The sequence below is a fragment of the Noviherbaspirillum galbum genome, assembly GCF_010974945.1.
Taxonomy (GTDB): Bacteria; Pseudomonadota; Gammaproteobacteria; order Burkholderiales; family Burkholderiaceae_D; genus Noviherbaspirillum; species Noviherbaspirillum galbum.
Window position 1 is genome coordinate 87,509 of record NZ_JAAIVB010000011.1, and the last position, 19,919, is coordinate 107,427.

The 19,919-nt window shown below is 56.7% G+C and carries 26 protein-coding genes; 16 read left to right on the top strand and 10 right to left on the bottom strand.

Going from position 1 to position 19,919, the window contains the following annotated elements; translation table 11 throughout:
- The first annotated feature begins 136 nt into the window (after positions 1–136).
- Together G3574_RS03485 and G3574_RS03490 are read left to right on the top strand one after the other, a co-directional pair.
- Positions 137–1,516 (top strand): helix-turn-helix domain-containing protein, encoded by a 1,380-nt coding sequence (locus G3574_RS03485; protein ID WP_163960631.1) that lies wholly within the window; start codon positions 137–139, stop codon positions 1,514–1,516.
- 30 nt (positions 1,517–1,546) lie between these two features.
- Positions 1,547–2,038 (top strand): hypothetical protein, encoded by a 492-nt coding sequence (locus G3574_RS03490; protein ID WP_163960632.1) that lies wholly within the window; start codon positions 1,547–1,549, stop codon positions 2,036–2,038.
- Between the two features lie 66 nt (positions 2,039–2,104).
- Here the strand turns inward: G3574_RS03490 and G3574_RS03495 are convergent, their stop codons facing one another.
- Genes G3574_RS03495 through G3574_RS03505 form a run of 3 tightly spaced genes read right to left on the bottom strand, consistent with a single transcriptional unit; the run spans position 2,105 to position 4,222 of the window.
- Entirely contained in the window at positions 2,105–2,407 is a 303-nt protein-coding gene (locus tag G3574_RS03495; protein ID WP_163960633.1) for a hypothetical protein, read from the bottom strand.
- A gap of 47 nt (positions 2,408–2,454) precedes the next feature.
- Complete coding sequence (locus G3574_RS03500) at positions 2,455–3,153, bottom strand: flagellar biosynthesis protein FlhF (protein ID WP_163960634.1); 699 nt, start codon at positions 3,151–3,153, stop codon at positions 2,455–2,457.
- 16 nt (positions 3,154–3,169) lie between these two features.
- Positions 3,170–4,222, bottom strand: coding sequence for a ParM/StbA family protein (locus tag G3574_RS03505; protein ID WP_163960635.1), 1,053 nt, complete (start codon positions 4,220–4,222; stop codon positions 3,170–3,172).
- A gap of 892 nt (positions 4,223–5,114) precedes the next feature.
- On the opposite strand from G3574_RS03505, the gene G3574_RS03510 reads away from it, so the two are divergent.
- From G3574_RS03510 to G3574_RS03545, 8 genes are all read left to right on the top strand, one after another.
- Positions 5,115–5,717: a hypothetical protein gene (locus G3574_RS03510; RefSeq protein WP_163960636.1), complete on the top strand. Its 603-nt coding sequence runs from the start codon at positions 5,115–5,117 to the stop codon at positions 5,715–5,717.
- A 321-nt stretch (positions 5,718–6,038) separates the two neighbouring features.
- Positions 6,039–6,608 (top strand): hypothetical protein, encoded by a 570-nt coding sequence (locus G3574_RS03515; protein ID WP_163960637.1) that lies wholly within the window; start codon positions 6,039–6,041, stop codon positions 6,606–6,608.
- Positions 6,605–7,312: a DsbC family protein gene (locus tag G3574_RS03520; RefSeq protein ID WP_328804715.1), complete on the top strand. Its 708-nt coding sequence runs from the start codon at positions 6,605–6,607 to the stop codon at positions 7,310–7,312. The genes G3574_RS03515 and G3574_RS03520 overlap by 4 nt, the downstream gene beginning before the upstream one ends.
- An 81-nt stretch (positions 7,313–7,393) precedes the next feature.
- Positions 7,394–7,687 carry a helix-turn-helix domain-containing protein gene (locus G3574_RS03525; protein ID WP_163960639.1) on the top strand — a complete coding sequence of 98 codons (294 nt, stop codon included), beginning with the start codon at positions 7,394–7,396 and terminating at the stop codon, positions 7,685–7,687.
- Positions 7,688–7,721: 34 nt separating this feature from the next.
- The gene (locus tag G3574_RS03530) at positions 7,722–9,026 is read left to right on the top strand and encodes an EAL domain-containing protein (RefSeq protein WP_163960640.1); all 1,305 of its coding nucleotides are present in this window, start codon (positions 7,722–7,724) and stop codon (positions 9,024–9,026) included.
- A complete protein-coding gene (gene rdgC / locus G3574_RS03535; protein ID WP_163960641.1) occupies positions 8,995–10,191 on the top strand; it encodes a recombination-associated protein RdgC in 1,197 nt (398 codons plus the stop codon). Before G3574_RS03530 ends, rdgC begins: the two co-directional genes overlap by 32 nt.
- 36 nt (positions 10,192–10,227) lie before the next feature.
- Positions 10,228–10,902 carry a hypothetical protein gene (locus G3574_RS03540; RefSeq protein ID WP_205609651.1) on the top strand — a complete coding sequence of 225 codons (675 nt, stop codon included), beginning with the start codon at positions 10,228–10,230 and terminating at the stop codon, positions 10,900–10,902.
- A 35-nt stretch (positions 10,903–10,937) separates the two neighbouring features.
- The gene (locus G3574_RS03545) at positions 10,938–11,339 is read left to right on the top strand and encodes a hypothetical protein (RefSeq protein ID WP_163960643.1); all 402 of its coding nucleotides are present in this window, start codon (positions 10,938–10,940) and stop codon (positions 11,337–11,339) included.
- 39 nt (positions 11,340–11,378) lie between these two features.
- Here the strand turns inward: G3574_RS03545 and G3574_RS03550 are convergent, their stop codons facing one another.
- The 6 genes from G3574_RS03550 to G3574_RS03575 all read right to left on the bottom strand — a co-directional run bounded on the left by G3574_RS03550 (position 11,379) and on the right by G3574_RS03575 (position 15,240).
- A complete protein-coding gene (locus G3574_RS03550; protein ID WP_163960644.1) occupies positions 11,379–11,771 on the bottom strand; it encodes a hypothetical protein in 393 nt (130 codons plus the stop codon).
- Positions 11,768–12,163, bottom strand: coding sequence for a hypothetical protein (locus G3574_RS03555; protein WP_163960645.1), 396 nt, complete (start codon positions 12,161–12,163; stop codon positions 11,768–11,770). The genes G3574_RS03550 and G3574_RS03555 overlap by 4 nt, the downstream gene beginning before the upstream one ends.
- A 99-nt stretch (positions 12,164–12,262) precedes the next feature.
- A complete protein-coding gene (locus G3574_RS03560) occupies positions 12,263–12,820 on the bottom strand; it encodes a hypothetical protein (RefSeq protein WP_163960646.1) in 558 nt (185 codons plus the stop codon).
- A gap of 108 nt (positions 12,821–12,928) precedes the next feature.
- On the bottom strand, positions 12,929–13,204 hold the full coding sequence (locus G3574_RS03565) for a hypothetical protein (RefSeq protein ID WP_163960647.1): 276 nt from the start codon (positions 13,202–13,204) through the stop codon (positions 12,929–12,931).
- 153 nt (positions 13,205–13,357) lie between these two features.
- The gene (locus G3574_RS03570; RefSeq protein WP_163960648.1) at positions 13,358–14,023 is read right to left on the bottom strand and encodes a DUF6884 domain-containing protein; all 666 of its coding nucleotides are present in this window, start codon (positions 14,021–14,023) and stop codon (positions 13,358–13,360) included.
- A complete protein-coding gene (locus G3574_RS03575) occupies positions 14,020–15,240 on the bottom strand; it encodes a hypothetical protein (RefSeq protein WP_163960649.1) in 1,221 nt (406 codons plus the stop codon). Before G3574_RS03575 ends, G3574_RS03570 begins: the two co-directional genes overlap by 4 nt.
- Positions 15,241–15,274: 34 nt before the next feature.
- Here G3574_RS03575 and G3574_RS03580 point away from each other — a divergent pair, with 34 nt between their 5' ends.
- The 6 genes from G3574_RS03580 to G3574_RS03605 all read left to right on the top strand — a co-directional run bounded on the left by G3574_RS03580 (position 15,275) and on the right by G3574_RS03605 (position 18,515).
- Positions 15,275–16,492 carry a hypothetical protein gene (locus G3574_RS03580; RefSeq protein WP_163960650.1) on the top strand — a complete coding sequence of 406 codons (1,218 nt, stop codon included), beginning with the start codon at positions 15,275–15,277 and terminating at the stop codon, positions 16,490–16,492.
- Positions 16,489–16,905, top strand: a complete 417-nt coding sequence (locus tag G3574_RS03585) for a helix-turn-helix domain-containing protein (RefSeq protein WP_163960651.1) — start codon at positions 16,489–16,491, stop codon at positions 16,903–16,905. Before G3574_RS03580 ends, G3574_RS03585 begins: the two co-directional genes overlap by 4 nt.
- On the top strand, positions 16,902–17,171 hold the full coding sequence (locus G3574_RS03590; protein ID WP_163960652.1) for a hypothetical protein: 270 nt from the start codon (positions 16,902–16,904) through the stop codon (positions 17,169–17,171). Before G3574_RS03585 ends, G3574_RS03590 begins: the two co-directional genes overlap by 4 nt.
- Before the next feature lie 47 nt (positions 17,172–17,218).
- Positions 17,219–17,563 (top strand): DNA-directed RNA polymerase subunit alpha C-terminal domain-containing protein, encoded by a 345-nt coding sequence (locus G3574_RS03595; RefSeq protein ID WP_163960653.1) that lies wholly within the window; start codon positions 17,219–17,221, stop codon positions 17,561–17,563.
- Positions 17,564–17,733: 170 nt separating this feature from the next.
- Entirely contained in the window at positions 17,734–18,021 is a 288-nt protein-coding gene (locus G3574_RS03600; protein WP_163960654.1) for a hypothetical protein, read from the top strand.
- A gap of 38 nt (positions 18,022–18,059) precedes the next feature.
- Positions 18,060–18,515 (top strand): hypothetical protein, encoded by a 456-nt coding sequence (locus tag G3574_RS03605; protein WP_163960655.1) that lies wholly within the window; start codon positions 18,060–18,062, stop codon positions 18,513–18,515.
- 189 nt (positions 18,516–18,704) lie between these two features.
- On the opposite strand, the gene G3574_RS03610 is transcribed toward G3574_RS03605, so the two are convergent.
- Positions 18,705–19,721: a hypothetical protein gene (locus G3574_RS03610; protein ID WP_163960656.1), complete on the bottom strand. Its 1,017-nt coding sequence runs from the start codon at positions 19,719–19,721 to the stop codon at positions 18,705–18,707.
- Between the last annotated feature and the right edge of the window lie 198 nt (positions 19,722–19,919).

Below are 19,919 nucleotides of genomic sequence, written 5' to 3' on the forward strand. Positions count from 1 at the left end.
CACAGCCAAAAATTGCGCACTTCGGGGCTGTTTTTGCGATTACTCGCAACGACGCCGGGTAATACACACCCCTACCCTTCCCCGCCGTGCATGACCTGGACCCTTTGCGCCCATTCCTGGGCAGCGGAGCGATACCGTGCACCCGTTTGATATTGACACCTTTGAGCAGAAGTTCGGCCATTACCCGCGAGCCATCTACCACGCCATTTGGAAGGCATTGAACTACTCGCCCATTCACCGACCGCTGACAAAAGCAGAACTCCAAGTCTTGTGCGCATTCCTTTCGCGTGCAAACGCATTCGACGGCACGCTGCCAATCGGAGTCGAGGTCGGCACCATTGCCGGGATCGCAGAAGTCAGCCGAAAGACTGTCACCAGGTCAGTCGCCACCTTTCGCGAAATGGGATGGATGACCCTGGCCGACAGCGCTCAGCTTCGTGCAAAGTCAGGCGACGAAAAGGGCGCATGGACGTCGAATACCTATTCTTTCACCAGCGCCTTCTGCGTCCTGGTCGGCCTACCCTGCCCCGACGCCGCTGACCGCGCGACCCAAATCGCGGCCGCATCTTCCATCCAGCACCCCGGCAAGTCCGATCTTCCCTTTGCCGACGACATGCGCGAACTGCGTAAGAAGCATCAGCAAAACAAGGCCATCGAACTCCCCGACGAACTCAAAGCCGCGTGTGGCGAATTCGATATCCGCGACAAGGACATGGCCTACCTGCGCGGCCTGGCTGCCAAGGTCGAAGGAGACAAGCCGAAATACCAACTGGAGGACATCATCGTCTGCGCCCGCCCCTACCTGCAGGCCGACGGCTTGACCGGGCAACGCGCTGTGAATTACCTGAAAACAATGACGCAAAAGATCAGCGACTATGCAGGACGTGCCAGCCAGATCCGCAAATATGGCCCGGCACCGATCAAGAAGACCCAAGCCAAAGAACAACGTGCCATCGTTACCTACTGCCGCCACAAGACGTTCTACGGATCGAACGGTATCGTCGTCAAGGTTTTCGACGGCATAGCGGAATACCGCGACCACACCCAAAGCATCAGGACGCTGACCGGTACCGAACTCGAAATGGTCTACTCCCGTGTCGAGAGCGGTAAGCTGCGGCCAAGCGACGAGCATGAGCCCTTCATCAGTGCTGCGACCATCGAAGTCCCTGATACAACCGGGGAGACGCCGGCATCCAGCGCCCAGCCGCCACAGGCTACCGACGAAACCAAAGGCGCGTCTCTCAACGACGACACCACACGCCAGATGACGCAGCGGCTACTCGAACACTACGGCACGACCAACGTCGAAGACTTCCGGACGAAGATTTTCGATGCACTGAAGCCGCGTAGACGACATGCCGTAGAAGAGAGGACCAACCAAGCCTCGCGGGACAGGAATGTCCCACCGCATATTGGTTTACTTTCCTTTCCTACTTTAAAAAACATTAATTCGGATGTCTGCAAAAAAGCACAACCGAACCACCAGCGCTTTGGCGCGCCGGCAGTCATCGAGTAAACTTGCCAACAAGAACGATCAGGCCAAGACATGAGCAATCACGACAACACGCCGCAGCATTGGTGGAAGGACGACCAGGGCATTTACTGGCCGCCGTTCCTGCGCGAGCTTGTCTGGACCGATGCCCATCGCGCCAGATTGCATGAGCGCGCCCGACTCATCGGCGAGCCGCAGACTGCCGCCTGCGCCCTGGAACTCGAGCACCAAGTCCGGCCGATTACCACGTACTTTGAACTAAAGGACGCGTTCGACCGCATCGAGCAGCTGGACTACGATCTGGGCCCAGCACTGGAAATGGCAGCGGATCTGTTTGGCGACATCCCGCAAGAGGTAGCCGCAACCGAAATCGTCATGCCTACCAGGACGCTGTCGATGGTCGAAGAGGCGAGGGCGGCGGCTGAAGCCGCGCTGCGTCGCGCCATGATGCAACGCGCGGTGCCGACGAAGGTGGACGAGTGCCGCGACCAGATCAGGAAGATGCTGGGGATTCGTCGCCGGCGCGCGCCGGGAGCAGGGGACTGAGGCAGGAAGAGCAGGGTACAAAAACCCTGCGCTCGGCAGGGTTGTTAGGCGGGCGGTGAAAACGGCTTAGTGACTTGGCGCCGAAGGAACCAGCGAAAGCATGCCATCCAGCGAAACGCACCTCTCCATCACATCGCCCCACGGCGCAGTCGGATCCAGCATCCCGGCATCGTCCAGCGAGCGCGTGTCTGCAATCGCCTTGGCTGCGGTGGGCGCGTAGGTAATCAGGCGCATGTCCCAGCCGGCGCCAGGCGGGGAGGGCAGGGGAGCCATTCCCAAATCGAGCGCCGACACATCGATAGCCTCGAAGCGGTCCGGCTCGACCGTGTTTCGCCAGACGGCCCAGCGGATTGTTGAGTGGATGTTCATTACACCTCCGAATCCGAAATCCGTTAAAAGAGAACCCCCAGCCACATTCAACCGCCAAATCCTGTCCTGCTGCTCACCGGCGTGGACGGCTTTGATAATCCGAGCATTGTGGCAAGCATGCGATTTTGCCGGGGCTTCTCAGGCGGGGGAGCGTCAGCCGCTGGAACTGCAGATACAGGTTGCGGCGTCACTTCAAGCGAAGATTCCACGATCGAGGGAGCATCGGCCTGGTTGATCATCGCGCTCTCATGGATATCCATTGTCGAACCTGGGCTTACCGATGCTGGAACAGCGGGCAATCGTCTTTCATTCGGTTCTATAGGCTGATTGGTTGGCACCGCTCGCAAGGCCTGCCCGCCAGTCTGAATCGCGGCCCCTCGTAACGGAACGTCTGGTTCAGCCGGCAAAGACGCCGCGGGCGACGCGACAGCAGCAAGTGATTCGTCTGCCAAAGCAGGGGCGACTTTCGCGGTCAGATCGCTGTTACCGGATGCACCCACAATTTCCTTCACCAGCTTGTTCATTCCCCGGCTAGCGACCTCAACTTGGAACGAAGGGTCGCCGGCTGGATGGCCAGTTGCCTTCACAAAGCAATGAATCGCCTCGTGCAACAGCTTGGTCAGTTGGCGCGATGGGGCAGAAACAATGAACGTGTGAACAAGCGGGTCTTTCTTGAACTCGGTCGAAAAGGTACGCATCAACCGCTCTTGCCATTTCATGTCATTAAGATCCACGCCGGCAGCCATAACGTCCTCCACAGATTTATTGCTTCGCGATAGAAGCGGCATGCAAGCCGAGGCGGCAGAAACCTTCGGCAACGGAAAAGCGGGGCAGCTCGGGCATCCTTGCGCATGGAATGAACTCCTTGAGCCGGTCGAGCATCAATGGAGCGCCGCCACCAGCGATGACGAGGCCGGTCAGATAGTTGCGCCGGGTACCGAACCGAACCGTCGCCGTCTCAATAATCTCATCGATCAGCGGCGCAACTGAATTCGCAACCATTTCCCGAACGTCCGTCACATCATTGAAAATCTTGATCTCGCCCGTGCGAACCGCCATGTCGAGTGCGAGGAAGTCATTTGGAAGCTTAGCCTTCTTGAGCTGCGGAGCCAGTCGCTCATAGACCGTATACATGCCGCTGCACGATCCGGCTGCAGATTCAATCCGCTCCCCTTGCTCGAAAAGGGAAAAGTCGGTTGAGAACTGCCCGACCTCAATCGCGCCCCAGGACTCGTTTTCCAGATCCCTTGACGGGTTAATCTTGCCGTCCTGAGTGAACATAATCTCCTGCAGCGGCCCAAATGCCTGGTCTTGCGGCCGCACCGCAATTGTTTGCCCGTCCTTAAGCAACTTCGACAGGCGCGCGGTCACGCGTTCGCGCAAGGCATCGCGCTGGGCCATGAACAACCCGGACGGCAATCCAACGACCACCTCAAAGTGACTTGGCGGGGTTGGCTGGCGGGTCGCAATGTTGGCCAGTACACGCTGAAACGCGCCGACAACCAGCGCATCATGCTTGGCCGAATGGATCCAATCCTCGTCCAGGCCAGTGAATCGCTCCATGCGACCTTGGCGGCGGGCGGTCTCGCCGATGAAATACTTCTCGCCGTCGATTTCCACTGTCATGGCAGAGGTGCTGGGGGTGTCCTGCCCAAGCTCGAAAGCCTTGATCACGAATGTCGGGAAGCTATCTGTGTGATGTTCCCCCGGATGAAGCGAATTCGCCCACACAGATTTGGGTGCGGAGTGACCAATATCCAAACCAACTGACACTGACGTTTCCATTGAAGGGCTCCTTTCAATAATCTTTCTCATTAAAAAAATTTCCTTTTTAGAACATGAGGGCGTTATAGCACACTTTTCTAAAATGAAATAATGATCCAGTGCTCAACACGTATGAAATCCACACTTACAGGGCAAATCCACGCATACGGTATTCACACTTACAAGGCAAAATCACGCGTACGAAAACCACATGTATGGAATCCACGCGTATGGAAACCACACATATAGTGCGAATCCGCACGTATGGAATCCACTCGTATAACTGATTGCACACCTACGGAATCCGCACGTACGGAATCCGCACGTACGGAATCCGCACGTACGAAAAACACGCGTATGGAATCCACGCATATATGGCGTATTGGCCTTGTCGGAAGCGTATTTCGCTGGCGAGATAACCAGATCCACCTGAATTGGCCGCGCACCACGTGATACCGGCATAAGCACACGCCCATAGACGGGAAAAGCCGCGGGGCAGGGACGAAAAGCCGGGAGATTTACGGCCACGAACCCTTCGCATGGCCGTCAAACAGGCCGTTCGGGCGCGCGGCAAGGGCCTTGGAGGTCACACGGTTGCAGGGCCTGGGGCAGCAGGAGCGCGCGCCAGTGCCATTAGCCGCGCCTAATACGCATCCCACCAAACCCGAATACCGCAGAAACATAATAAGCATCCCACCAAACCCAAATCGACGGTTTTCGGTCCAACTTTTTGCTGCTTTTTTGAGCAAATTGCGCCGATGTTCCGTGGCTGCTGCTGGTCCTTTTACACTCTGCGACGTGTGGCCGGAAGACTTTGGCCCAATTACACGCCGTCGCTCTGTTGCCGGAACGCCAGCCTATGGACTATGCAAAAGCGAAAGGATTATTTCAATTTCGGAATTGGTGCTACAACGTCCCTGTTCGTAATAACAGGAGGCTCCTGATGGTGTTTGAAAGAGGTCCGAAGGCAAAGAAGAAGGTGCCGCTCAGTCCTGCGGCCGCCCAAAAAAAGCAGGCGCGCATCAACCGTGCCCTGTCCAAGTACACTGAGTTCCCCGAGTACCCGGAGCACATGTACCAGCGAGCGCTGGATGACCTGCAGCTGGCCACTGGCGCCATCTTCGAACTCGACAAGATGATTGCCCGGACAAACGCCTTGCTCCACCAGGCGCAGGGAGCCTATACCGGCAAAATCAGTGTTCGTTTCAAGCTGGCGGGGGGGACCGGAGCAGATCGTCAGAACCGGGTGCCCAATGCTGTGGTCTGGTTCGGTGGTGACGGGCCGAACATTTACAAGCCGGTGTCCGAGCGCCTGACCAGAGTGAAGTTACCGAAACTGAAGACCAACCGTCTACCCGTGCGCAGGCTGTTGAACCATCTGCAGATGCTGCTTGACAAGCGAGAGGCCATGGCAATGCGCGTCGTCGACTTCTCGCGTTCGATCAAGCAATCCCGCGACGGCATTACTCGTGCCGGGGTTGCCACCAATCGCATCGAAGCCGAAATACCCAATCTCCTTGAAGTCGATTTCACCAAAGTGATCTGACCCTCAATGTGCTGGCTGCGGCCGGCATCCCAATACGGTTTAAGAAAAAATGGAGCAAACATCGCGTCATGCCGATGCGCCTCTCCATGCCGTGTTGCCGCCGACTCAATACGGTTTAAGAAAAAATGGAACAAATTCGCAAAAGCGGAGCCGGGGTCAAGGACAGGCGCGCAGGCCGCATGCGGAGCGCAGCCGTAGGCGAGCACCGAACGGGCGAGCACCTGGCGCGAGCGAATCCTTGACGCTGGTGGAGCGCCACACGCTATGAGGTAGAGGGGCAGGGGTGGTTTTCTCCCTGCCCCGGATGCCTCGCGGCGAGCGATGGGGTTGTCTTTCCGTTGGGCGCAGGCCAACAACGTTCCGACAAAAAGAAAAAACTTTCAAACTTTCCCGCGTTTTTCCCTTTTTCGGGCTGATCTCACGGATAAAAACTATACAAACTTAACTTTGTATTCAAAAAAGATTGCGTTTCTTAAAATCAATGATAATAATCAACACAAATCGGAAGGCAGTCCCGAAAAACTTTCCTTGTCGAGGTCCCCCATGTCGCGCCCAGCCATCATCTCTGAAGACGTGTTCTCCTCCCTGCTTCGCATCGCTCGCAACCAGCCAGTCGATATCGGTGGCGAAGTGCGAACCGATGATGTCCTGAAGGATGAGGTGCTTGGCCGCAGGGGATATACGGCAGCGCAGATCCAGTCGGCGCTGCTGTTGCTGGCGCGTCGCAACCGCATTGCCGATCTCGGCCGCGGGCTGTTCCGCGTTGCTGTGCCGCGCTCGCCGGTCGAAGGCATGGCGGTGCATCCGGTCCTGCGCGATTTGCGCATTTCGGACGAGGGAATTTTTTTCCTGCAGATGTCCATGCTCGCCACGCGCGGGGCTTGCGCGTGATCCGCCGCACGCTCGTCGCAGCGCTGGCAGCCGTCGTTCTTCCTTCCGCGTTTGCCGTTGACTCGGCAACGGATTCCCTGATTCGCGCCCGCATGGCAGGCGAGGGCGCCACGGTAAAAGGCATCCAGCCTTCCCCGATCGCCGGCCTGTTTGAAGTGGCGCTGACTGACAACACCATCGTCTATGTGAGCCGGGACGGGCAGTTCGCCATCGTTGGCGAAATGATCGACCTGGTCAAGAAAATGGCCGTCACCCGCGAGCGCACGACGCTCCTGGCGGCGGCTGATTTCCCGGCCCTGCCGCACCAGTTGACGATCAAGAGCGGCCAGATCGGCGCCAAGACCAAGGTCATGGTTGTGGCCGATCCGAATTGCCCGTATTGCCATTCGTACTACAAGAAGCTCAAGGCTACGCCCGATATCGAGATCAGCACGCTGCTGGTGGCCATTCTCGGCGCGGATTCCCAGCAAAAGGCCATGTCGATCCTGTGCGCCGCCGATCCGGTTGCCGCCTATGAGGCGAGCATCAATGGCACGGTGCCGACCCCGGCGCGATGCGAGTCGGGGGAGAAAACCCTGCGTGCTTCCTTTGAGTGGATGAAGACGCATCCGGTGAAGACCACGCCAACGTCCTACTTCAATGATGGATCGCTTGAGGTGGGTGAGTTGTCGGTGGACTCGATAAAAAAACATATGTTTCGCTAAAAGCGAGCGAAACCATTATTCCAAAATCGCAGTTTTGCGGAAAATAGGCTCACACCAGATTGCATGACCCAAAGGATCAGAATGGAAACCGTGAGCACCGTCGGCCACCAGAACGAAAACGCCAGTTCGCAATATGTGGGCGAATCCTCGCACCGGTACGACCCCGGCGGCGAACGACTCTTGAACCTCCTGATGGAAAAGCTCGGCATTACGACCGACCGTGCCTTGTCGCGCACGCTGGACGTAGACACGGCGACGCTGTCGCGCATTCGTAACCGGCGCACCCCGGTCCCGGCCGCCATGATCGTCAAGATGCTCGAAATCACCGATTTGAGCGTGCACGAGATCAAGGCCGTGCTAAGAGCGCATCCCTAGACATTCCCGATACCGAACAAGAAGAGACCCCCGGATGTCCGCCCTACCAACGCCAAGTCGCATTAACGCTCTGGAAGCCTCGGTGCATTGCCTGGACCGTCTGGCCGATGCGGTGTCCTGTGCGCGGGGCAACAATACCAGGGTGGCCGTCTATTTTGTCGCTGCCAACGCGCCGGTATTGGACAACAGTGTTTTACCAGCCGCCTTAGCGGATCGGCTGCTCGCCGTCTTGAGACAGTGCGTGGGCCCTGAGGGTGACTGTGCACAATACAGCGGCGGCAGTTTCATCGCCTTCATTCCTTCGGCAGGATCGATTACCGAGGCAGCGGCAAAGATGCACGTCATCCAAGCTGGCTTCCTGAACGTCCTTCGGCGGGGGGAGTCCGGCCGCGTCCTTGTAGGCGCGAGCGTCTTCCCCGAAGACGATACCGATTCGTCGGGCCTGCTCATGCATGCCTATTCCGCCATGCTGGACAACCTGCTGACCGACGGCCAGTACTGCAATCTGTTCAACTTCGCCAAGCAGGCCGAAGAGTCCAGGCGCAACCGGGTGACGTCCGACGTGCTGCGTGCCTTGAATGAGAACCGGATTCGGGCGTACTTCCAGCCGAAGGTCAACATCGTTACGGGCTTGCCGACTGGCGCTGAAGCCCTGGCGCGTCTCATAAAGGAAGATGGCACGGTCATGGAACCGGGACATTTTCTCCCCTATATCAAATCAGAACGCTGCTTGCTGGAACTGGACTGCGCCATGCTCGAGCAGGCGCTGCGCCAAGGCATTGCGTGGATGGACGAAGGGATGCCGCTTGCCATGTCAGTGAATGTGGCGGCAAAGCTCTTCAACAATCGTCTGTTTACGGAACGGGCGCTGGTGCTGTTGGAGAAGTATCCGCGGTTCCCGCCCGCGATGCTGGCGATCGAGGTGCTGGAAAACCTCGATATGACGGACCTCGCCTTGGCGCGCGGCCTGTTTGCCGAACTTCGCGCACATGGCGTGCGCATCTATCTCGATGACTATGGCACCGGGCGCAGTAGCGCCGCGTACATGAAAGCATTTGAGGTAGACGGCATCAAAATCGACCGGTCCTTCGTTGGTGACCTGTGCAATGGTGCGCGGGGCGAACGTGACCGCGCCATCATTGCGGCCGCGGTGGAAGTTGCCCGCGCCTTCGGACTGCGCTACATCATCGCCGAAGGCATCGAACAGGAAGACACCGCCAAGGCGCTTGTCGACCTAGGCATTACCACCGGCCAGGGCTACTTCTATGCTCGTCCGATGCCGGCGGAGAAATTCCGCGACTGGTTCCATGACGCGCACCAGTCGTACCAATCCTCCTGATTCCAAACCGACGTTTGCAGAAAGCCCCGCCATGTTTTTTAAAAACCTCACCGTGTATCGCCTGCCGCGCCAGTACAAGCTCACCGCCGAGCAGTTGACCGGCTATCTGTCGAAGATGCAGTTCGCGCCGTGCGGCAACCTGGAGATGCAAAGCACGGGATGGGCATCGCCTACCAACGATGATCGTCTGGTCTATGCCAGCCACGGGCAATTCCTGCTGAAACTGGTCACCGAGAAGAAGCTGCTGCCCACGGCCGTCATCAACGAAGCGGCGGCCATCCGCGCATGCGAACTGGAAGAACAGCAAGGTTTCAAGCCCGGCAGAAAGCAGATGAAGGAAATCAAGGAGACGGTCACTGACGAGTTGCTGCCTCGCGCCTTTGCCGTCAAAAAGGCAACGATGGTATGGATCGATACCATCAATGGCTGGCTGGTGTCGGATGCGGCCACAGTTGCGGCGGCCGAGGAAGCCGTTACCCTGCTGCGCAAGGCCGTCGAGACTTTTCCGATCCAATCATGGAAAGTCAAGCAATCCAGCACCCTAGCCATGACGACTTGGTTACAGTCGGACGAAGCCCCGGACAGCTTTACCGTCGATGCCGAAACCGAGCTCAAGGCGACGGGGGAAACCAAGGCCAGCGTCAAATATGTGAATGCGATGGAGACGAAGCAGGTACAGGAGCACATTGCGGCAGGCAAGCGCTGCACCCGGCTGGCCATGACGTGGAACGACCGCGTGTCGTTCGTGTTGACCGATAACCTGACGCTCAAGAAGGTTGCGCCGCTGGATGTACTCAAAGAGAGCCCTGAAGAGGTGATGGATGACGAGGGGCGGCTGGAAGCAGCGTTCGCAGTGATGACCGGCGAGCTGGCCAGATTGCTGGACGCGATGACGGTGGCGCTGGGCGGCGAGGAAAACGAACAGCAGGACTGGGTGCAGGAGTCGCACTCGGCACCGGAAGCACTTCCCGCCAATGACGACGAGCTCTATCCGCAGGCGCGGGAAGTCGTGCTGCAAGCCGATCGGGCATCGATTTCGCTGGTGCAGCGGCAATTGCGCATCGGCTACAACCATGCTGCGCGGCTGATTGAGTTGATGGAGCAGCGAGGCGACCTGCCCAAAAAGCGCAGTACCCCGGAGCAAATGGAGCTGGCGTCAGCCTGATCTGGACCGAATAATTTCAAGGGAGAGGGAGTGAAAATGAAAGTGAATTCAACATCGCTGCTCTTGGCAGCGATGCTCGCCACATTGAGCGCATCATGCTTTGCCCAAGTACCGAAGACAAATGACGTTCTCGGAGTTCATACTGGCGACACAGAAGACAAGGTCATGGCGGCGCTGAAAGGTTCGGGATACGCCTTGGCGGGAACAATGAAGTATGCGGCAAGCCCGGGATTGGCTGCATCAACAGCGGAACTGGTGTTTCACAACAGCGCCACGGGAAGCACACTGAAGACAAAATTTACGCCTGTCACCGGGAAAGTTATGTTTATTGACCGCGAGGACCGCCCCGCAGAAAAGCCATCCGTCAAAGCTGTTGTCGATGCGATGATTGCAAAGTACGGAACGCCGTCATCGGCATTCGATAGCAATACCCGGTTGGAATGGCGCATGAGCGCAACCGGCACACCGGAAACCGGGCAGAACTGCAAGTTTCTTGTCAATATTTCCCGTTACGAAGCTCAGCGCTGCGGAATCAGTGTCTTCGCAACCGTATTCAACACCGTCAACCCACAGATCGCCAACGCGTTCACTACCAAAATTTGGGATTATCGCGTGACCCTTGAAGATTTTAAAAAGCAAGATGAACTGATGCAGTCACTGCAGAATAAAGAGATCGATAAGGCCCGATCCGTCAGCGCTCCGAAGCTCTAAAACCGCGGCTAACCCTTTTTCCGAAAGACATCTCAGTGAAAAAACTCACTTTTCTAGCACTTGGTTTGCTTCTGGCCGCTTCGCTCTTTGGATGTGGCAAGTCTGACGTTGCGCAATCGGCAGCGGCGAAGTCCGATGCGACTTACCCTGTGCACGTGCCCAAGCCGGAGGACTACATCGTTCAAGTCATCAAGCTCGAAGCCCGTGGCGCGACAGAGAACGACGCCTGCTGGAAGGCTACCGGCAATTACAATCTCGCCAGGTCCACCGGAGTCCTGAGAACCTATGTCGGTGCAGGCAAATGTGTTTGTAAAAAAGAGGGCGAGTCACTGCTCTGCAAGCGTAATGCGTTCATTGGAGCAACCACGACTGAGCCAAGTGGCATTCCCCGCAACCACGACGGCTCTCCAATGAAGTTCATCACCGAAGACGAATAGAAAAGCACAGGCCCGCATGGGTCCTGTGCTGTGATGTGATCAAATGCCGACAGCGGCCTCTCCAGTGGTGCCGAAAAACTCCAGCGCTCCCGCATTGTCGGTGGTGACGCCGCGGGATCCGACGCTGCTTCCGGCACTATCCATGACGTGGCCCTTCAGCAGAAGCAGTTCCTCCGCCTGCAACTTGTCCACGCGTTGCGCGAGCATCAGGTGGTGGTTGTAGGCGCCGCCAGCAAACGACCTGGTCAGGTACACGATGCCGGTTGCCGCTTCCACATAGCCGATGCGCGTATCCGACTGAATTTTGAGTCGCCCGTCGAAGTGGCCGGCGTGGACCGGATAGACGACAAACTCCTGTTCCTTGCGCATGCCGGCGAACTTCCCCGTGAAGCTGGTCGTGCCCATGCAATTCCTGCGAAAGCGCTCGATCATGCAACCTCCCGAGCGCGATGGATGGTCGTTACTTCCGCGTTGATAGTGTAAGCCTCGGCCACGGTCACATCGCCATACTGGAACTGCACGTTGAACTGCAACTGCTGGCGGCCGCCGTCGGCATGCACGACATGGACGCGATGAAACCACAGGCTGGAATCGGTATTCTGCCAGCCCCGTGCTGCACGGATGACTTCCGCGCCCAGACCGAAGTCGAAGTCCATCATGTGGGCCTCGGCGATCAAGCGGCGTCGCATCGTCAGCGAGTAGGCTTCGAGTTCGTCGCCATCGACGCGCTGCTCAGCGCGGACTGCGGCCTGGGTCAGGGCAGTGACCTGGTCCAGGTACTGCTGGGGGACGGGGGAGCCGTCCAGAAAACGCATGGTGAACATGGCTTTTCTCCTTGGATGACACGCCGGAATTGGCGTGGCAACTGGAGATGCGCGTAAAAAAATATCCCGTCTGGCGAAAAGCCAGAGCGGGACAGGTGGTCAATGAAGGGCAGCGAGGTGTTCTTGCCGCGCGGCGATCATGTTCTGGCCGACAGCGTGCGCCACGCGTATCAGCTCCCGGCCCAGCGCCGTCAGGTAATACACGGGCATATGGCGATCGACATCGTGCGCAACGAATAGCAGCCGGTTGGACTCCCGAATTTCGCGGTACCGGCACTCGTCATTGGCGAGGCTTGCCGCCAGCGAGCGATGGAAGGCTTTTGCATCGAGCCACGCGTCTATCTGGCGAAGCGCGACATAGGTATCTTTGGACAGGGTGTTTTGTGCCAGCCCGGACTCCCCGGCTGCGTGGAGCAGTTCCAGTGCGCGGATATGGGGGATTTTGAGGCGCACACGGTAGATTGCTGCCATGTCATAGGCAATCTCCCAGCCCTGGTCGGACAGGACAATCTCATCCGGGCCGCCGGCGACGCCAAAGCGGCGCTGCAGGGTAAAGTGCGCGGCGATCCTGCCTTGGAAAAGGCCAACGGATGCAATCTCGTCGGCCGTCATCAGGAATGGGGCGCCGCTGGAAGCGGCAATAGAAGGGGTGGTCATTTTCTCTCTCTCCGGTTATGCGGTATTGGCCGCGGGTCGTGGTAGAGAGAGATGCTGCAAAAATTTTAACTGGCCAATCGTTCAACTATGTTCGAGGGGTTATAGAAGTCAGGACTTTGCAAGCCAGCCGTGCTCAATGGCGTAGGACACAAACTCTTCAGGCTTGACGATGATTTCAGGCGATTTCTGCCCTGGGTACCGAGCGCCGGTCAGATTGCGTTCGGAGCACAGTTGCAGGTATGCGCCAACCGTGTTTTCCTGGCTGTTGGCAACCTGCCAAAGCAGATCGTAATAGGCACGTTTCGCTTGGCCAGCAGGCGTGTTTTGGCGATATGGTGGCGTCAGTGTCAGCGGCACAATCCGTGTTGTGGCGGTCAGGGGCATGGTTCCTCCGGACGGAAAGAAATAGACACAAGGAAAAAGAGACGACTGTGAGATCGTCGTTTGACCTCGGTTAGCGTAGCGTGTTCGTTTGCCCCAGAGGTGACGTCGATCAAAAGAAAATCCCGGCCTGCAAGCAGGACCGGGGTAGTGCAATCAAAGCAGCGACAGCTGCCGAGGATCGCTCGACAAGCTGCGCAATTCAGCTAACGGGTTTCTCGCTGCCAACACCAAAGCGGCGACCGCCCCCTTCAAGCCAATCATGGTCGTGTGAAAGCGCTTAGTATCTGCCTGCACCAGCGGCACCTTCTGGATCGACGGCGAAAAACGCTTCACCGCCGAACTGGCGCAAATTGCCCAGGTCGGACCGGCCACCTCCTTGATCGCATCCACGTTTGCTGCGTTCAGGTATTTTTCGGAAAGCAACACGAGCGACATGTCGGCCGGCTCGGACAGGATTTCCTGTACGCGCTCGGGGATGCGAAGCTCTCGTCCCCATTCGATGCAGTCGTGCTTCTCCATGTCGTTGAACGTCGCGTCGTAAGGCACGATCTCGTCGTTCTCTGCCAGAACGCCAAAACCCGCCGAAATGATGTGGACGTCGACCTGGTGGCCGGACGCCCGTGCGGCGGCTACCCCACGCATCAAATGAACATGGTGCTCGCCGGTGTACATGCAACCGGCTGAGAGACCAAACGAGGCAACCTCCCGGCGCCGTGCTTCAAAGTGAGCCTTTCCGGCCTGGAAATCCGCCAGCGTCAACTGGTTCGGTACCTCATGCGCCTTGCTACCTGTGCAGGTGCTGATGATGGAGATTTTCATGCCGCCTCCATCGCATCGAAGACATCGGACACCGCCACCGCGCGCAACCGGGCAGACAACGCTTTCTTTGCCGCCTCGCCTAGACTTGCCCGTAGCGCGTAATGCCAGAGCCAGTCCAGCTCCGGATCGATCTCCTCCAGCAGTTCCCGCAAACCGTTGCCCGACTTGTGCGCCTTTATCCATTGCAGAACAGTCGCCCGGTCCGTGATGCCGTAGGCTTGCGCCAGCATCTCCACCTGCCGCTTGGTCAGCATATTCCGCTGATCCAGTAGGTCGCAGATGATCTCCGTATCATCAAAGGGACCCGACCACTCCGTGCCGTCGAACTCGTCCCGAAGTTCGGCATGCCGGTATGACACTTCCGGCATGTTCGTGCGCAGCCGGTTGGCGTCAGCAGATACAAGGGCACCCGGATTTTGCTCGAGGAAGGCATACGTGCGCTGGAACAGCGGCAGCCCCATCGAGCCGCGACCAAGGATATGGAAGCGGTCATGCCGGATGGTCGCGATATCGGCCAGCGACATGGCGGCTGCAGCGCTCGGGATGCCCACCGTGAAGCGTCGGGTACCGAGGATGCGTGCAACCCGATTGACCGTCTCGCCGGCAGGCACTGGCCCACGCTGCGCCGGCACGACGGCGTGAATTCCCCGGTCGATGTAGCCAAGGATTTTCTTCCGGTGCTCCTGTAAAAGCTGCAGGGACCATTCCGGATTGCGCAGAACGTCGGGCATGACCAACATGACGTTGTCCATCAGGGCAGGGGAGAGGTCATCGATCACCTGGTCGTAGGTGGCGAACACTTCCGCAAAGTCGGCCAGTGGACTGGCGGCCTTGCCTTTGTCCCATGCCGTGAATGCGCCATAGGCTCCGCTGTCGATGAACAGTTTCCCGCCACGGCGAAGATGCGTGCGAAGTAGCAGGATGACGCGTGACACCAGTTTGTCAGCCACGACCCCAATAGCCTGTCCCAATTCGGACAGGCCTTTAGCGTCGTAGTAGGCCGAGGCGCCACTGACGAACACGGCCCAGAAGCGATCGGGCGAGACATCGTCATTCAGGGGAAACATGCTGCCATCGACCACCGGAACATCACGGGTCACAGTCTTGGGTGGTGTGCGGCGCTTCGGGGGATCTTCCGCAGGCTGGGCGGTGAACATTTCGGCTTGGGCGCCAGGTACAGCAGAGGCAGTCGCCCCGGTTTGGGAAAGAACTTGCATTGTCGTCTCCGTTGAAAAGTCGTAACGGAGGGAAATGCGTTATCAGGAAAAAGTGGATTTCATTCGGCCCCTCATGAACAGCATCGCCCAAAACGCAATACCGTCAATATTGACGGTTGACATATCCGCAGTGCGCGTATATGCTTCGCAATGTCATCAATATACACAGCATTGCACTGGAGGAGAAATGGCTAAAAGATCGACGGAGCAGGTAACCGGACAAACCTGGCTTTACCCGAGCAGCATCGATAAAACCACTTTTCAATACTATGTGTCCTACCTCTTCTTGCATCAGATCCGGGTTCTTGCCTGGGTAATGGGCGGACAGGAAGACTGGAGCATCCTGAAAAGCAGCTTAAATGCGAACTCGTTGGCAATCTGGGACGAACAAATTGCCGCGCAGGAGCTTCCTTCATTCCGGGATATCGAAAAGACGTCCTTTGCGAACTGTCTTCAGGCGATGTATGACCTCGCATATCACGGCGAGATGGACAAAAGCCAAGTCGAACCGATGGAGCATGAAACCCGCTATACCTGGGTAGCACTCATCGTCAAGGACTTGCGAACCTCTGCCGTGGCTCATCAATGGACAAGCATGAACGGGATGGTGGAAGAGTACGCGGAAGAAGTGTGGAAAGTCATCGAATTGGCCCAAGCGCGACTCAATCTCGAAGGAATGCGGGGCTTTCTAGACGTGGACGGCGACTTCGAACGCACCCAGACCCTGACGGTACGGCAGCTAGCCATCCTGGCCGACATGGAGGAAATGTCCATTCGCTCCGCGGCAAGCCGTAAAGGCCCGAATGCCCCGCCGGTAGCGGCAGGGGTGGAGGGAACGCGTTTTCACTTCGCGGAAGCTCAAAATTGGATTAAAGCTAAGGGCACGTACATTCCTATCACACGCAAGTCGGCTAAAGGAGAGATGGACCTTGCTAGAGCAGGATTTTTAACGATCAGTGACCTGATATCGTTTTTGTGGGCACGGGAAGAACACCTGTGGATGCAAGAAGGGAAGAAAAACAGGCCGGATGTTACGCACATTCTGAAGAAACATGGTGTACCGATCCAGAAAGAAGACTTTGAAGAGATGGGGATGTATTTGCTTGCACCAGGACTTCTCTCTGAGATCGCCGCTTATCTGAAGTTGCCACATGACTTGTTTTCACTGCGAGTGCGCCAAACTGTCGCCCGAGCGGAATCGTCTTCTGTCGATCGCCAGCTGCTGGCAATGACGAAAGGGGTAAAGCCATGAGCAAAGTTGCTCAGTTTATCGACGCGCGCATCGGCGAGCTAAATAAGCTTCAGACCCAGATCGCCCACGAGGTCGGGTTTAACAAACCAAACATGATCACGATGATCAAGCAGGGTAAGACAAAACTGCCCCTCGATAAGGTCGGCCTCATGGCCAAGGCGCTGGAATGTAATCCTTCCGACCTGTTAAGACTGTGCCTTATGGAATACGACCTCGAAACATGGAAAGCAATCGAGCCCTATCTCGGCGCGTTTCTCAGCGCTGAGGAAGTCATGCTTGTTCACGCCATGCGTACGCGGTCTGTTGCTCCGCTCGAAAACGTTCTGAATATGGCGCAGTGCGAAAAGTTGGATGAATTCCTAACCCTGCTTGCACCGCCGCAAGTAGATTCGCCGCAAAGGAATCAGACATGAAGTTCACAAAGCATGCAGCTCAACGGGTGCAGCAGCGCGGAATTCCGCCCCTGGTTATCGACTTGCTCATAAATTACGGTCGTGCAGAGCACGTTGGTGCGGGAACAATACGGTACCACTTCGATAAAACGTCATTGAAGCGCATGAAAAAGTACGCCGGGCCCCTCGCCGGATATCTCACTGAGCACCTCAATTGCTTCGTTATCGTTTCTGGAGAAGGAGAGCTCGTGACCGCGGCTCATCGTTTCAAACGCAGTCATCACTGAAGAAACACTCGTGGAAACTGCTGCACATGGAAAGAAGGAGAACGAACATGGAAATGCATTTGATCATCAAGAATGACCAGGACGCCCGCAAAGCATTGGATCTGCTAACCGAGTACCTTGCCAAGGACTGGTTGAGCGATAGGGCTCAAGTCCCTCGTCAAAGAATGCTTGGCTACGACTCAAAGATGGCACTGATTGATATGCCAAATCCGGTACCAGTACGGGCGCATAATCTACTTGTGGCCAACGAAATCTACACCCTTGGTGAGCTGCTCGCGAAGACGGAGGTCGATCTCATGAGGATCGACGGTTTTGGTCCCACTTGCCTCGAAGGAGTCAAAATAGCATTAGAAAAGATGGGGCTTCGTCTGGCACTATCAAACACGCATTGAGCCTTGATCAGATTGAACAGATTTTCGAGGGCAATGCACCTGATTTAGGCATTGCGCCCTTCTCAGGGATCAAATAGTGGGCTATTAGACTACGGACTATAATGTAGTCGCATCAAAAACTCATCGAAGCTGCAAGCGTCCGCGAATCAAGGATACCAAACAGGAAAATTATGGCTTACGAAAAAATATCGTCCGTCACCCCCCAGGATGTAAAAGCGTTTCTTCTTGAAAGGGGCGCTACTGAAGAATGCCGTTGTTGTGGACGCCACGCTCTTAAAATCATGGCGGGCGATGGGGCGACGCCGAGCCTGGTCTTCGTGCCAAACGAAGGTGGCATGAATCCTGACTCCGGTACTTTACCGGTCGCAGTCGTAGTGTGCCAAAACTGTGGAACTTTGCGCATGCATGCTCTTGGCGCAATTATTGACTGGAAGCGCGCGACTGACAGCCAGGGCTAGACACTGCGAGGAAAGCAGATAACTCAGAAGGAAATGATATGGTTGAGTTTCTCGCCGTTGTCCTGGCATTCGGAGCTTATTGGTTGGGATATAAACTAGGCCGCGCTGACGGACAAAAAGAAGTTCTCATTGACTTGAGAGCGCGCATGAGGGCATGTGTTCAAAATTTATCTGGTCCTCTCAGCAAATGGAACATATCAGGGGGTCTGGTAGATATTGATTTTTACGGAGATTCGCCGCACGGTGTGGGTTACCTTGACGGACCGTTTAGCCCATCGTTCATGATCGTGAACGAGCAAGAGCTAGAAAAAAAGTTGTCGGAACGATTGTCGTTGAGCAGAGAGAGCACGGAACAAATCGAAGTGGAAGATCCCCACTTCGCTAATTTGGCGGCAGATGCCGATTCGGAATGGGAAAGCACGAATGCATATATCGGAGAGTTGGATCGGCGACTTGGGGAGATGAGTCAAGAAATACGTGACCGCCCTAAATAAATAGTAATGCCCCTGTTCCAAGAATGGAATAGGGGCATTATTTTATAAGACTAAAGGCACTGCGGCGCTACCGTTCGGCGCTTATATCGAACCGGTCCACCATTAGCGCATGTCAGCACTTAACCTCTGCTTGCCTAGCGACAAAGCAGAGACTATCAGTATTAGATAAGCGGCGTCTTACGATTAGTGTCAGAAGCTAAAGCCGAATTGGGCACCTTTTACGGATTCGGACGCCACCAGTTTGCTCGCGACCGGCTCCGAGTCAAGTGGCTTACTCAAGACGATATGCAATGTCGGAACGCCAGTACCGCTTTCCGCAAACGCTCCTGCATCGATGTCGTCGATCTGGGCGTTAAGGTTCTGCAGGAACCTCAAAAACGCCTGCTGCTTCTTCTGTTTGCCGTGCATCCAGCTTACCGACGTGATGGCAGAGAGCACGCCGCCTGGTTTCAGGAAGCGGTAGGCGGCCAAGACATGAGCGCAGTCCTGCCCGTTGGAAAAGGGAGGATTCATCACGACGACGTCGACCAATCCCGTCTGCTCGGGTGTCACCGTCAGGAAGTCTTGTTCGATCACGTCATATCCTTTTGCCTGAAGCGCCAACACGTTCGGCCGATAGTTTTCGACGAGGATCAGCTTGGCACCGGCCGCTTCTGCGACATCTGCCAGCGCGCCATGGCCTGCGCTTGGCTCCATGACTACCTTGCCTTCGACCGATCCAACGGCGCCGACGATGCGGTGAGCCAAGTCTTCCGGAGTGAAGAATGACTGCGTCGTCTTCTTCGCATTGAGCGCCTTACCAGCTAACAAACTGTCGAAGACCTGCGCCACGTCGACCCCGGCATCGAACGCAAAATACCCCCGCGCGTTGTACTGCCCGCCGCTGGTTTCGATCAGGTGTTTGATTTGAGTGTATTGCTTGAGGCGGGTCTTCGGCAGAACAATCCTGTTGTCCTCCAGCGAGAGCAGGGCGATCTCTGCCTGAAGACTTGCCGGCGGCGCGGCCATCACCGGGTCTGGCGAGCAAATGCAATATCTACCTTCGTCGTGGATTATTGAGATCGTTTGTCCTGGCAAGAGCGAAGGTGGGCCGAGGATGATGGCGCCTTCGGCGAGTTGACCGGCTGCGTCCGCATATCCGTACTGTCGAAAATAGCGGTCAGCGGCGGCCCGGGAGATAAAATGGCATGTGTTTGTGTACTGCATCGTTGCCTCCAAAGAGAAATCCAACGCCAATTCGTTGTTCCCGACATGTTTGGTAAAAAAATACCCGCACGGCCAAGGGCACATGCGGGGTGGGGCTTAAACGTCGTAGCGGGCGCGGTAACGCTTTTCCGGTGAGCTCAGGTCGTACTCGACGACGATGTTGGTGGCGCCGGCAATCTCCTGCAGCAGTTCGTCCAG

Bases quoted from the DNA above. Each gene is read 5' to 3' on its own strand.
- G3574_RS03490 (WP_163960632.1), top strand. From the start codon at position 1,547: ATGAGCAATCACGACAACACGCCGCAGCATTGGTGGAAGGACGACCAG.
- G3574_RS03495 (WP_163960633.1), bottom strand. From the start codon at position 2,407: ATGAACATCCACTCAACAATCCGCTGGGCCGTCTGGCGAAACACGGTC.
- G3574_RS03500 (WP_163960634.1), bottom strand. From the start codon at position 3,153: ATGGCTGCCGGCGTGGATCTTAATGACATGAAATGGCAAGAGCGGTTG.
- G3574_RS03505 (WP_163960635.1), bottom strand. From the start codon at position 4,222: ATGAGAAAGATTATTGAAAGGAGCCCTTCAATGGAAACGTCAGTGTCA.
- G3574_RS03510 (WP_163960636.1), top strand. From the start codon at position 5,115: ATGGTGTTTGAAAGAGGTCCGAAGGCAAAGAAGAAGGTGCCGCTCAGT.
- G3574_RS03515 (WP_163960637.1), top strand. From the start codon at position 6,039: ATGGGGTTGTCTTTCCGTTGGGCGCAGGCCAACAACGTTCCGACAAAA.
- G3574_RS03525 (WP_163960639.1), top strand. From the start codon at position 7,394: ATGGAAACCGTGAGCACCGTCGGCCACCAGAACGAAAACGCCAGTTCG.
- G3574_RS03530 (WP_163960640.1), top strand. From the start codon at position 7,722: ATGTCCGCCCTACCAACGCCAAGTCGCATTAACGCTCTGGAAGCCTCG.
- rdgC (WP_163960641.1), top strand. From the start codon at position 8,995: ATGACGCGCACCAGTCGTACCAATCCTCCTGATTCCAAACCGACGTTT.
- G3574_RS03540 (WP_205609651.1), top strand. From the start codon at position 10,228: ATGAAAGTGAATTCAACATCGCTGCTCTTGGCAGCGATGCTCGCCACA.
- G3574_RS03550 (WP_163960644.1), bottom strand. From the start codon at position 11,771: ATGATCGAGCGCTTTCGCAGGAATTGCATGGGCACGACCAGCTTCACG.
- G3574_RS03555 (WP_163960645.1), bottom strand. From the start codon at position 12,163: ATGTTCACCATGCGTTTTCTGGACGGCTCCCCCGTCCCCCAGCAGTAC.
- G3574_RS03560 (WP_163960646.1), bottom strand. From the start codon at position 12,820: ATGACCACCCCTTCTATTGCCGCTTCCAGCGGCGCCCCATTCCTGATG.
- G3574_RS03565 (WP_163960647.1), bottom strand. From the start codon at position 13,204: ATGCCCCTGACCGCCACAACACGGATTGTGCCGCTGACACTGACGCCA.
- G3574_RS03570 (WP_163960648.1), bottom strand. From the start codon at position 14,023: ATGAAAATCTCCATCATCAGCACCTGCACAGGTAGCAAGGCGCATGAG.
- G3574_RS03575 (WP_163960649.1), bottom strand. From the start codon at position 15,240: ATGCAAGTTCTTTCCCAAACCGGGGCGACTGCCTCTGCTGTACCTGGC.
- G3574_RS03580 (WP_163960650.1), top strand. From the start codon at position 15,275: ATGCGTTATCAGGAAAAAGTGGATTTCATTCGGCCCCTCATGAACAGC.
- G3574_RS03585 (WP_163960651.1), top strand. From the start codon at position 16,489: ATGAGCAAAGTTGCTCAGTTTATCGACGCGCGCATCGGCGAGCTAAAT.
- G3574_RS03590 (WP_163960652.1), top strand. From the start codon at position 16,902: ATGAAGTTCACAAAGCATGCAGCTCAACGGGTGCAGCAGCGCGGAATT.
- G3574_RS03595 (WP_163960653.1), top strand. From the start codon at position 17,219: ATGGAAATGCATTTGATCATCAAGAATGACCAGGACGCCCGCAAAGCA.
- G3574_RS03600 (WP_163960654.1), top strand. From the start codon at position 17,734: ATGGCTTACGAAAAAATATCGTCCGTCACCCCCCAGGATGTAAAAGCG.
- G3574_RS03605 (WP_163960655.1), top strand. From the start codon at position 18,060: ATGGTTGAGTTTCTCGCCGTTGTCCTGGCATTCGGAGCTTATTGGTTG.
- G3574_RS03610 (WP_163960656.1), bottom strand. From the start codon at position 19,721: ATGCAGTACACAAACACATGCCATTTTATCTCCCGGGCCGCCGCTGAC.